Annotated in this window: 11 protein-coding genes and 1 tRNA gene; 2 read left to right on the top strand and 10 right to left on the bottom strand. The window is 35.2% G+C overall.

The window, feature by feature from the left end; all coding sequences use genetic code 11:
* Positions 1–121: 121 nt before the first annotated feature.
* From C8E03_RS18795 to thyA, 9 genes are all read right to left on the bottom strand, one after another.
* Positions 122–304, bottom strand: a complete 183-nt coding sequence (locus C8E03_RS18795; protein ID WP_094376482.1) for a hypothetical protein — start codon at positions 302–304, stop codon at positions 122–124.
* 405 nt (positions 305–709) lie between these two features.
* Positions 710–904 (bottom strand): hypothetical protein, encoded by a 195-nt coding sequence (locus tag C8E03_RS18790; RefSeq protein ID WP_110291828.1) that lies wholly within the window; start codon positions 902–904, stop codon positions 710–712.
* Positions 905–1,059: 155 nt separating this feature from the next.
* Positions 1,060–4,260 carry a carbamoyl-phosphate synthase large subunit gene (carB, locus tag C8E03_RS18785; RefSeq protein ID WP_094376527.1) on the bottom strand — a complete coding sequence of 1,067 codons (3,201 nt, stop codon included), beginning with the start codon at positions 4,258–4,260 and terminating at the stop codon, positions 1,060–1,062.
* Positions 4,253–5,332 carry a carbamoyl phosphate synthase small subunit gene (locus tag C8E03_RS18780; RefSeq protein ID WP_094376528.1) on the bottom strand — a complete coding sequence of 360 codons (1,080 nt, stop codon included), beginning with the start codon at positions 5,330–5,332 and terminating at the stop codon, positions 4,253–4,255. Before C8E03_RS18780 ends, carB begins: the two co-directional genes overlap by 8 nt.
* 435 nt (positions 5,333–5,767) lie before the next feature.
* Positions 5,768–7,033, bottom strand: coding sequence for a peptidoglycan-binding protein (locus C8E03_RS18775; RefSeq protein WP_110291827.1), 1,266 nt, complete (start codon positions 7,031–7,033; stop codon positions 5,768–5,770).
* Between the two features lie 46 nt (positions 7,034–7,079).
* A complete protein-coding gene (locus C8E03_RS18770) occupies positions 7,080–7,274 on the bottom strand; it encodes a hypothetical protein (protein WP_094376530.1) in 195 nt (64 codons plus the stop codon).
* A 295-nt stretch (positions 7,275–7,569) separates the two neighbouring features.
* A complete protein-coding gene (locus C8E03_RS18765) occupies positions 7,570–8,640 on the bottom strand; it encodes a branched-chain amino acid aminotransferase (protein WP_094376531.1) in 1,071 nt (356 codons plus the stop codon).
* A gap of 187 nt (positions 8,641–8,827) precedes the next feature.
* Positions 8,828–9,322: a dihydrofolate reductase gene (locus tag C8E03_RS18760; protein ID WP_094376532.1), complete on the bottom strand. Its 495-nt coding sequence runs from the start codon at positions 9,320–9,322 to the stop codon at positions 8,828–8,830.
* Between the two features lie 12 nt (positions 9,323–9,334).
* A complete protein-coding gene (thyA, locus tag C8E03_RS18755) occupies positions 9,335–10,183 on the bottom strand; it encodes a thymidylate synthase (protein WP_110291826.1) in 849 nt (282 codons plus the stop codon).
* Positions 10,184–10,365: 182 nt separating this feature from the next.
* On the opposite strand from thyA, the gene C8E03_RS18750 reads away from it, so the two are divergent.
* Positions 10,366–11,118 carry an Ig-like domain-containing protein gene (locus tag C8E03_RS18750; protein ID WP_094376534.1) on the top strand — a complete coding sequence of 251 codons (753 nt, stop codon included), beginning with the start codon at positions 10,366–10,368 and terminating at the stop codon, positions 11,116–11,118.
* A gap of 58 nt (positions 11,119–11,176) precedes the next feature.
* On the opposite strand, the gene C8E03_RS18745 is transcribed toward C8E03_RS18750, so the two are convergent.
* A complete protein-coding gene (locus C8E03_RS18745) occupies positions 11,177–12,055 on the bottom strand; it encodes an ROK family protein (RefSeq protein WP_094376535.1) in 879 nt (292 codons plus the stop codon).
* 337 nt (positions 12,056–12,392) lie between these two features.
* On the opposite strand from C8E03_RS18745, the gene C8E03_RS18740 reads away from it, so the two are divergent.
* Positions 12,393–12,465 (top strand) — tRNA-Gly (locus C8E03_RS18740).
* The last annotated feature ends 159 nt before the right edge of the window (positions 12,466–12,624 follow it).

Raw genomic sequence — 12,624 nt, 5'->3', positions numbered from 1 at the left:
TGTCTCACATTTATGTCAATCACGATGCAGTCTGCTTAATTAAATAATATACCTGGAGCATCGACTAAGGTCAAATGCCCCAAGTATATATTAACAAGATGCATCTATTATGTAGATAATTTTAGTAGCCTAACAGTTGTAAAATATACTGAATTGCCTGCCAAAGTCCCATTTCTGCAATATATTTAGCTACTGTAGTCCAGTTTTCTTTCACATATGTTGTAAGTGCAGCAAGTGCCTTAGCGCCATACTGTGCAAGAACCTGTAATGCTTTTTTAAGAATTTCTTTTATTACTGTTGCCATTAATATCTCCCCTCTCTAATTAATGTACGTTATTCCATTATATAATTACAAAATTCAAAAAATTTCGTAATTATAAATGTTATATGTATTAATTAATACTATTATATGGCCATAAATACATGATACTCTTTTTATTTTGATAAATCAATATATTTTTTGTATTTTTATGTTTTTTTTATAAATTATTTAAATTATATTTTTTATTAGTTAATTAATGTATATTATTTGACATTTTAACTTATTATTCGATATTTTTACTTAATTTTAAAATTATAAAATAATTTCATTGCATAAAATGTTGTAACTAATGCATCATTCTATAGGAAAAACAAAGCGGACAAGTCCGCATCAGCTTTTAATCCCTCACTCATGAGCGACTTGACCGCTTTGCCGCGCCGAATGCTGTTACGCAGTGACATTTTCCTCTTGCATTCGTGCGCATTGTGTTTTTATTTCATAGGAATCAAAGCTTTTATACGTTACCACAATAAGGTCATTCCTATGAAAAAACAAAGCAGACAAGTCCGCATCAGCTTTTAATCCCTCACTCATGAGCGACTTGACCGCTTTGCCGCGCCGAATGCTGTTACGCAGTGACATTTTCCTCTTGCATTCGTGCGCATTGTGTTTTTATTTCATAGGATTCAAAGCTTTTATACGTTACCACAATAAGGTCATTCCTATGAAATAAAAATTGCTATCTATAATAGTTACCTATAGTAATATTATAAATAGCAATTCTACCTTAAAATTTATTAGATAGAAGCAATATCAATTAATGAAAGCTCCTGCTCATTGGCATGCTCTAAGCTAGTCAAAAGAGCATTAGCTGTATCCAATGAAGTCAGGCAATGAACTCCTGTTTCAATTGCATTTCTTCTGATTAAAAATCCGTCGTTGCTCTTCGCCGACCCTTGCGTGGGGGTGTCGATCACAAGGTCAATCTTGTGCTCTAATATTAAGTCTAGAAGATTTGGAGATTCCTGCTCTATTTTATTAATCTTAATAGCAGAAATTCCGTTTTCATTCAATATCTGGCAGGTACTTCTTGTAGCATAGATTTTATAGCCTAACGCTTCAAAACGACGTCCTACTTCAATTGCTTCTATTTTATCTGAATCCTTTACCGTAAGAATAATTTGTTTATGTTTTGGCAAAATAATGCCCGCTCCAATAAAGGCTTTATATAAGGCTTCATTAAATGTCTTGGCAATTCCCAAGACCTCACCGGTTGATTTCATTTCAGGTCCAAGGCTAATTTCTGCTCCCCGTATTTTTTCAAAGGAGAATACCGGCATCTTTATAGCAAAGTAGTCTGCTTCCGGCTGTAATCCGGATTGATAGCCCAGTCCTTTAATGGTATCTCCAATAATTACTTTCGTAGCAAGCTTAACAATCGGAATACCTGTAACCTTGCTGATATAAGGTACCGTACGGCTGGAGCGAGGATTTACTTCGATTACATAAACTTCATCATTACTAACAATAAACTGAATATTAATCAAACCTCGTACATGTAAGGAACGAGCCAGACGCCTTGTGTATTCCTCAATTACCATTTTAATTTTCTTGCTTAGGCTCTGTGCAGGATATACCGAAATACTGTCTCCAGAATGTATGCCGGCCCGTTCAATGTGCTCCATTATTCCCGGTATTACTATATCCTCTCCATCACATACTGCGTCTACCTCGATTTCCTTTCCTACCAAATATTTATCCACTAATACAGGGTGCTCTTGAACAGTTCTATTAATTATTGTCATAAACTCTCTTATGTCATCATCACTGATAGCAATTTGCATACCTTGACCACCAAGCACATAAGATGGACGAATCAATACCGGATATCCCAATTCATTGGCAGCTTTCAAAGCCTCTTCTATTGTAAATACCGTTTTACCTGCAGGTCTTGGAATACAGCACTCCTCCAAAATCTTATCAAATAATTCTCTATCCTCTGCTGCATCCACATCTTCTGCAGAAGTTCCAAGTATCGGAACACCCATTTTCATTAATGCTTCGGTAAGCTTAATCGCAGTTTGTCCGCCAAATTGAACCACTGCTCCGTCAGGATTTTCAAGATTAACGATATTTTCCACATCTTCAGGTGTTAATGGTTCAAAATAAAGCTTATCTGCAATATCAAAGTCTGTACTCACTGTCTCTGGATTGTTATTAACAATAATTGTTTCATAGCCCTCTTCTTTGAACGCCCAAGTACAATGAACTGAGCAGAAATCAAATTCAATACCCTGCCCAATTCGAATTGGGCCAGAACCAAGTACAAGTACTTTTTTCTTCTTTTCCTTGTCCTTAATCACTTCATTTTCACTTCCAAATACAGAATAATAATATGGCGTGGTTGCTTCAAACTCTGCGGCGCAGGTATCAACCATCTTAAATACCGCTATAATATCATTGTCATATCTTAATTTCTTAATTTCTTCCACATCTTTACCAGCCAATTTTGCAATAACCGTATCCGGAAATTCCAGTCGTTTTGCCTCTTTCAAGATATCAACTGTAAGTTCATCACTGCCAAGCTTTCCCTCCATCTCAACCAATATTGCAATCTTATCAATGAACCAATTATCAAACTTTGTGATCTCATGAATTTTTTCATAGTGAAATCCACGTCTAACTGCTTCGGCAATTACAAAAATTCTTCTATCATCAACAACTGAAAGCAGCTCTTCAATCTTGTCGTCTGACAATGTTGCATATTCCTCGCAAATCAAGCTGTCTACATGCTGTTCCAAGGAGCGTATCGCTTTCATTAATGCACCTTCGAAATTATTGCAGATGCTCATAACTTCTCCAGTTGCTTTCATTTGGGTGGTAAGGGTTCTTTTTGCATGGATGAATTTATCAAACGGAAGTCTTGGAATTTTTACTACACAATAATCCAGTGTCGGTTCAAAGCTTGCATAAGTCTTTCCAGTAATGGCATTCTTGATTTCATCTAAAGTATATCCTAACGCAATTTTTGCGGCAACCTTTGCAATTGGATATCCTGTTGCCTTAGAGGCTAAGGCGGAAGAACGGCTCACACGCGGATTAACCTCTATTACACAATACTCAAAGGTATCAGGATTTAGTGCATATTGCACATTACAGCCTCCAGTTATTTTTAATTCGCTAATGATATTGAGAGCCGATGTTCGAAGCATCTGGTATTCTTTATCACCCAAGGTCTGCGATGGAGCCACTACAATACTGTCACCGGTATGAACTCCAACCGGATCAATATTTTCCATATTACAAACTGTAATGCAGTTTCCTAACCCATCTCGCATTACTTCATATTCAATTTCTTTCCAACCTGCAATGCAGCGTTCAACCAAAACCTGTCCTACACGGCTTAATCTAAGTCCATTTGTTAAAATATCAATTAACTCTTCTTCATTATCAGCGATACCACCGCCGCTGCCTCCCAATGTATAGGCCGGACGAAGAACAATTGGATACCCAATTGTGTTGGTGAAGGCAATCCCATCTTCTACATTATTTACTACCATAGAAGCAGCACAAGGTTCTTTGATTTTTTCCATTGTTTCCTTGAATTCTTCTCTATCCTCTGCCTTTTTGATTGTTTCTGGCGTAGTTCCAATTAATTTAATATTATGTTTTTCAAGAAAACCAGATTCTGCAAGCTCCATTGCCAGGTTAAGTGCAGCTTGTCCTCCAAGAGTTGGCAACACACTGTCTGGTCTTTCCTTTAATATAATCCCCTCAACTACTTCTATCGTTAATGGTTCAATATAAACCATGTCTGCAATGTCTTTATCTGTCATAATGGTTGCAGGATTAGAGTTAACAAGTATAACACTGACCCCTTCTTCTCTGAGCGAACGGCAGGCCTGCGTTCCGGCATAGTCAAATTCTGCTGCCTGTCCGATTATAATCGGTCCCGAACCAATTACGAGTACTTTTTTAATATCTGGATTCTTAGGCATCTTTCTTAACCTCCATCATCTTAATAAACTTGTCAAACAGGAAAGAAGAATCCTGTGGCCCTGGACACGCTTCTGGGTGAAACTGTACCGTAAATATATTTTTGTTAAGATATTCAAGTCCTTCTATCGTTTTGTCGTTTACGTTTACAAAGCTTATATTAGCAATACCTTCCGGCATCTTATCTACGTCTACTACATAACCGTGATTTTGTGAAGAAATATAAACCCGTCCTGTGCTTAAATCTTTCACCGGATGGTTTCCTCCTCTGTGACCATATTTCATTTTATGTGTATCTCCGCCAGTAGCCAATGCCATAAGCTGATGTCCTAAACAAATTGCAAAAATTGGGATATTGGAATTATATAATTCTTTTATTTCCTGAATGATGCTTTCGCAGTCCTTTGGATCACCTGGTCCATTTGATAACATAATTCCATCTGGATTAGCTTTGATAATTTCAGCGGCTTTTGTTAATGCTGGATATATCGTGACTTCACAGCCTCTGTCATTTAAAGATTGAGCGATATTATTCTTTGCACCTAAATCCAAAAGTGCTACTTTCTTGCCTTTCGCTTTTAATACTGATTTTTGATTGCAAGTAACTTTTTCAACCACTTTACCTGCCTTATATCTTTTCAGTTTCTCCACTATTTCGTCTATATTATAACTTTGGTTGGTGGTAATGCAGCCATTCATAGTGCCCTTTTCTCTTAATATCTTTGTAAGAGCTCTCGTATCAATTCCTGCAATTCCAGAAATATCCTGTTCCTTCAAGAAATTCTCAATACTGTCTTCGCTTCTGAAATTACTTGGCAATCTCGATAATTCACGAACAATATATCCATCCGGCCAAGCTCTTTTCGACTCCATGTCCTCTCGGCATATACCATAATTTCCAATTAGAGGATATGTCATAACCACTGCCTGTCCTGCATAGGAGGGATCAGTTAACACTTCCAAATATCCGGTCATTGATGTATTGAACACGATCTCACTTATCACTTCTTTGGTCGCCCCGATAGACTGCCCCTCAAACACGGTTTTGTCTTCTAGTATTAGAAAAGCTTTCATTAATACCACCCTTAATCCTTTCTTATTTGCGAAAGCATATTTATACATTTTAATGCATATTATGCATTTATACAAAAAAAAAATACCGTTTTTAACGCATTTCTTTTTCATATTTTCGCTAATTATACAATTTCACTCAAAGCTGACAAATTCAGCCAGCTCTCTCAACAATCCTATTTTACATCTGAAAAGCACTGTTTATGCACTGTTGAGTAATTCTTGACTCTGCATATCTTGTTATACTGCAAAACCTCAAATTTTTAAAATTCTATCACATTAGCAAACTTTTTTCAACCTTTTTTATAAATATTTTTTTCTACTTCAAGTAAAAACTATTTTTTTAATAGCACACCCTGTAAAAATATTCTTTTTTCACAAAGCGTACTATTAAATTTCTTAGTCTTTGAAGTTCATCTTATTACATTGATTTATGTGTCAAACTAATTCTGCAATTCTTGATACGCCTACATAAATTTCAGATATTTTATACCACGTTGGATAATCTACAATACCATTTGGAGGTAATCCAAATACGCCTTGAAAGGCCTTAACCGCATCATCCGTTTTGGGTCCAAATATTCCATCAACGGGTATGGTTGGAAGGGAAGGATATGTTCCTGCAATCGTATTTAGAAATTCCTGCATTTGTCTTACACTGTCTCCACTTGAACCCACCTGCAAATTATATCCGGGCCATGAGGATGGAACCCCTGATATTTCCTCTGCACTGTTAATATACATATTATCACCATAATAGTATCTTAAAATATCGATTGGCATATAACCTTGACTGCCCAAATCCTTAGACCCCCACTGTGATAGCCAATTCGGACAGGTTACCCTGTTTCCGTCACAATATTGAGTCAGAATTGGCTGCTTTACGTTAGGTCTTGATAAATAATTACTAAATAAACTATCAACTGCCATTGATATCTCATTAAATATATTTCTTCCTCTCATCCACTTATGATCAAATGCCGTAGAGGAGGTAATGGTGAAATCAAATCCTTTGTTTCGATACCATTCCGTATATACTCTGTTTAATGTAAACGACATGATTGCCAGCACGTTTGCTTCAATCGTCGAAGTCGGCCATGTTGCATAAATTTCACTGCTAGCCACATTTTTAATGTAATCCTTGTATTTTACATAGTAGTTTGCTGCCGTAGGATCAGTCGGAACACCATCATGTACAATTACATATTCAGGTATTACTACTTTGCTTAAAACTATTTCACCACTTTCATTCACCGGCTTTATCTCCGCTTCTGCTATTTTAGGAGGATATTCACCATATAAAGTATGTGCCGGTATCACTATATTGTCCTCCATATTTTTAGGTTCAAGAGGCCGTAACCTAATCTCTTGTATGGCATTTGTGTCCGCAAGTATTTGTGTTCCTGATACTACAATTGATTCAAATCCTTTTGCTTCAACCTGTAAAGTATACTCAGAATATGGCTGCATTGCAGAAGGTTCTAAACTATAATCGATTGGTGGGGCGTCTAATGAGACAGTATCACTTTGCCCCGAGTCATTCGTATTCAGCTGTTCTATGGTACCGGTTGGATTACCCGTATAAGATATTTTAATAACTGCATCTTTTATTGGCCTAAGTCCAGTTTGAGCTGTTACTATTACCTTCAATGTTCCTTTATCAGTGGCTGTATCTTGTGCTATTCTTAAGGATTTATTCCTCATAAATTCTCCATTTGCCTAAATACTGGCACAATAATATTTAGCATTATTATATGTTGCAGTCTTGATTTTGACAATACTCATTACTTGTTTTATTGTAGACTTCCACATTACTTGCACGTGCATTCAGCTTCATGGCATAAATCACTCCTGTTACTATGACAGCAATAATTGCAATGAGTAATATAACTATATTTATTTTATTTCTAGGATTTTCTATTTCACCAAATTCGTTTTTCTTCATAAAAGCACCTCAAAAAGCATTTTCTATTTCATTCTACGATTTCAAACTGAATTTTAACATTAATTTGTGTATTTTTTTTTAAAACCATTATATGATTTTATTACGATTTAATTAAGATACGATACAGAAAACACTTTTCTCTACAGAATCTCCATTTACTTTTCTTCACAAATGTTTCTTATGATAAAACAAGAAAATTATCATAGGAATATTGAAGGAATTAATATGCTAGAATATAAAAATTCGCAAAAGTCTGTAAAGACCTTTGCGAACCTTCTATAGTTATTAAATCTATTTATTTTACTTCCATTGTCCAGTGCAGTGTATCTTCAATCTCGCCAAGTTGAATACCTGTAACAGTATCATATAGCTTTTGGCTTAATGCTCCAATACCGCCGTCCTTTATTTTCATAATATGTTCCTGCCATCTAAGCTCACCAACCGGTGAAATGACTGCTGCTGTTCCGGTTCCCCAAACTTCTTCAAGAGTACCACTTTGAGCTGCTTCATACACTTCATCAATTGATATTTTTCTTTCTTCCAAAGGCAGTCCCCATTTTTTGCAAAGAGCGATACATGAATTTCTAGTTACACCTGGTAAAATACTTCCATTTAACATCGGAGTTACTACAATTCCGTTTATTTTAAAGAAAATATTCATAGCACCAACTTCTTCAATATATTTACGATAAACTCCATCCAACCATAGCACCTGCGAATAGCCTGCATCATGTGCTTTCACTTGTGAGGCCAAGCTTGCCACATAATTACCACCTGTTTTTGCTTCACCGATACCACCCTTAACAGCTCTGACATAATCATCCTCAATCCAAATTTTAACTGGGTTTAGTCCTTCTTTATAATATGGTCCAACTGGTGATAAAATAATTATGAATTTATAGGTATTGGAGGGTCTTACACCTAAATATGGGTCCGTAGCAATGATAAATGGTCTGATATAAAGCGATGTTCCTGGTTTTGTAGGAATCCATTTTCTATCTGCCGACACGATTGCCTGAATTGCTTGCAGAAAATCTTCTTTTGGTATTTCCGGTATACAAATTCTACGATTTGTATTATTGGCTCTTTCTATATTTTTATCTGGACGAAACAAAAGAATTCTTTCATCTTGCGTTTTATACGCCTTTAGGCCTTCAAACATTTCCTGACCATAATGGAATACCATAGCAGAGGGTTCCAAAGAAATTGGAGCATATTCCGTTACTCTGGCACTATGCCATCCCTTGCCTGTCTCATAGTCCATTACAAACATATGATCTGTAAATATTGTTCCAAATACCAGCGGATTGTTTTCATCCGGAATAGGTTTTAGATTTTTCGATTTCTCAAATTTAATATCCAACATGATGTTTCATCCTTCCGTTTATTCAAACGCCGAAAAGCATAGCACTCGAACTTTTCATTGTTCCAAATTATAATTCTTTTTCATTATTATACTTTTTTACGTTAATGTCAATAAGTGTTTGTGAAATGAATCACCTTTTCTACCCATGCATATAAGTCTGACTCACAGATAACTAAGTCCTCCGGAATCAATTACGCTTTCTTTTATATTGAACAAATGTATACTCTAAATCAAAGTAAGTTTGCTCTTCACTTACAGCGTTAATTTCCCACTCTTTGCTTTTCTCCAGATTAGGAAAATATGCGTCAGCCACGTATTCATGATTGATTTTAGTAATATGTGCCACATCACAATATGGGAGCATTTCGTTATATATGCTCTCTCCTCCGATGATATACACATCTTCACTTTTGTATTGCTTCAGCTTTTGAAGTAATTCATCAATTGAATGTACAACTATCGCATCCTTTACTCTATAATCTTTATTTTTAGAAAGGATAATATTGGTTCTGTTGTTTAACGGAATACCATTTGGAAATGTCTCAAGTGTCTTTCTTCCCAATACAACTACTTTTCCTGTCGTCTCTTCCCGAAACATCTTATGATCATTTGGTATTCTGACAAGCAATTGTCCTTTGCATCCAATTGCCCAATTTCCATCAACTGCTGCTATCAAATTCATATTCTCACTCCTCTACACTGCGATTGGTATATTTTTCACTTGCGGTCCTGTAACATAATTCTCAAGCCTTATGTCTTCCACAGTAAAATCATAAAAATTTTTAATTTCCGGATTTAGCCAAAAATTGGGGGCATCATACACAGGTCTATTAATTAGATCCTGAACAATTGGTATATGACGGTCATAAATATGTGCATCCGCAATAACGTGTACCAATTCACCAACCTGCATATCACAAGTTTGTGCCAGCATATGCATCAGCACCGCATATTGACATACATTCCAATTATTTGCTGCCAGTACGTCTTGAGAGCGCTGATTTAAAATGGCATTTAGTTTAAGTTTTTCGCTTCCCTTTTCCTTTGTAACATTAAAGGTCATGCTATATGCACAAGGATACAAATTCATTTCATGTAAGTCCTGATGCACATATATATTAGTCATAATTCTTCTGCTGTAAGGATTATTCTTTAAATCATAAATTACTCTATCAACCTGATCCATCATTCCTTCCTTATAGCAATGCTTTACCGCAAGCTGATAGCCATATGCCTTACCAATAAAACCATCTTTGTCTGCCCAACTATCCCAAATATGACTATGCAATTCATTGATATTATTGGACTTTTTCTGCCAAATCCAAAGCATCTCATCTGTACAGCTTTTGATTGCAGTTTTTCTTAATGTTAAGGCAGGAAATTCTTTGGACAGGTCGTATCGATTCACAACTCCAAAACGTTTGATGGTATAGGCAAAATCTCCGTCCTCCCATTTGGGTCGAACCTTTTCACCCTCAGTACTAACACCTGCTTGCAATATATCTTTACACATATCTATAAATATATGATCTGCTAAACTCACGTTTTCAACCTCCTAATTTGTTATAAATCACAAACTTATCCTCACATTATAATTCACGTTATAAGAAATGTCTAGCAAATTGCTTTACACAATAATTCTTTAATAACAAAGTACCATTGCGAAATTTGTAATATTATGGTAGAATTTTTATGTAAAAAAATTTTATAAAAGGGGAAAGAGTTATGACAAAATTTTCATTCAAGAAAATAGTTTCTGCTATCGCAATAAGTATGTCTTTAGCATTAACTGTACCATCAGTATTACCTATCGTTACATCTGTTACTACAGTTGAGGCTGCTTCACCGTCTCTAAACACTACCTCTACAACCTTACGTGCTGGTGAAGTAATTAAGCTAAAGGTTAGAAATAAGGGAAAGAAATCCGTTACATGGTCCACGAACAAAAAAAAGGTGGTTACTGTTAAGAACGGACTAGTTACAGCCGTTGGAAAAGGAAGTGCCGTTATTACTGCGAAAGTAGGTAATAAAAAACTTAAATGTAGAATTACTGTAACTGAAAATTCTTACTCTATTGATGCGAATGCTATTAACAATAAGTTAAATTCTGGTTATGTTTATTTTATACCAAAAAACGTATATTACAAAAACGGAAAGCTTTATTGCAAAACTGTATTGTATAATAGAAAGTTTACTTCCAATATAAAAAGAATTTTAGACAAAAAGGGGAATACTATTTCTAAACTAAATGTATCCTTAACAGCAACTACATTTGCTACATCTTACAACACAAATGATGTCAATACAGTAATTGCATCAGGAAAGGTTAAGAATACCTTACCCAAAAATATCGGTTACAATAAATCAAAAACCTTTACTATTGAATTTTCAGCATCTCAGATTAAGAAAAAAGGCTTTGACTTAAGTAAAACTGATTTCATTACATTAAATATTAAGAATGATTTATATGCATATTAATTAGAGCAAAAGGAACCAATAAAGTTTTTGACTTATTGGTTCCTTTTATTTAATTATACTACTTTACTTCATCCAGTGCAATTTTAGCTAACTGGATACATCCCATAATTCCCTGATTATCGTTTAAGCTTGCTGGAATAATATAGTGATCCATATCTTTAATTTCTTTCGTGTTCAAATATCCGTTCAATAGCCGTTCAACTTCTTTTCTAATTAAAGGAAAAAGCTGCATTTGGTGCATAACTCCACCGCCAAGTATAATTCTTCTGGGAGCCAATGTTAGAATATAATTCATAAGCGCCTGTGCAATATAATATGCCTCTATTTCCCATACAATATCATTATCCTTTAATTCAACAGCCTTTTTGCCCCATCTCTTTTCTATCGCAGGGCCTGAAGCCATTCCTTCTAGGCATGTACCATGATATGGACAATTACCGTCAAACGTATCTTTTGGATGCTTTTTCAATAAAATATGACCAGCCTCGGGATGAAGCATTCCATGTAGCAACTTTCCATTTATACTGGCTCCTACTCCTACTCCTGTTCCAATTGTTATATATATAACTGAATCAAGTCCTTTCGAGTTTCCAAATGTCATTTCTCCCAAGCAGGAACCATTTACATCGGTATCTAATCCAATTGGAATACTCAATTCTTTTTGAATGCTGCCTACCAAATCGAAATACTTCCACGCTGTTTTTGGCGTATCCAATATATGACCATAGGTATCTGATGATTGATTCACATCTACTGGTCCAAATGAACCAATACCCAAAGCACCAATCTCCTTCCCTCTAAAATATTTGACTACCAATGGTATTGTTTCTTTCGGAGTTGTGGTAGGAATTGAAACCTGTTCTAATATTGTCCCATCCTCTCTGCCTAAGGCACAAACCATCTTAGTTCCACCCGCTTCTAATGCACCAAAAATCATTCAAAAATCCCTCCATTTCATTCCTATTTGACATTTATTTATCAAATCTGAATCTATTTTAACCAGATACGATAAAAATATCAAGTAGTATCCGTGATATTAGGCAAATTTCTAGTAATTATAACAATTAGGTATCATTTTGAACAGATCGGTTTCATATAACTTATAATATAATTGATTATAACTCAGTTTAATTAGAAGAACGTTACACACTCTATAATTAATTTTTGATATAAATGTTTTTTATTCATTGATGTAAATGTATTTTTATTCTTGACAATTATTAAAAATCATAGTATATTATATCTTGTGTTTATCAGTTAAATACATGTTAAATGCGATAGTAGTACAGTTGGTAGTACGCCACCTTGCCAAGGTGGAGGTCGCGAGTTCGAGTCTCGTCTGTCGCTCTTTATAAGACTTTATGTTGATCATAGAGTCTTATTTTTTACTTAGTGTATCAATTGCCTATTCTTTAAGTTCTTACACTTAAACAGGTATTATGTACTATTGTATATAGGAAAAGTCCTATCTTTATAAAGGTAATGTTGACTTTTTTCTATAAAGTT

The sequence above is a fragment of the Lachnotalea glycerini genome (genome assembly GCF_003201285.1).
GTDB classification, from domain to species: Bacteria; Bacillota; Clostridia; order Lachnospirales; family Lachnospiraceae; genus Lachnotalea; species Lachnotalea glycerini.
The sequence above is the reverse complement of the archived record's forward strand: the minus strand, read 5'-3'. Positions and strand labels throughout refer to the sequence as shown.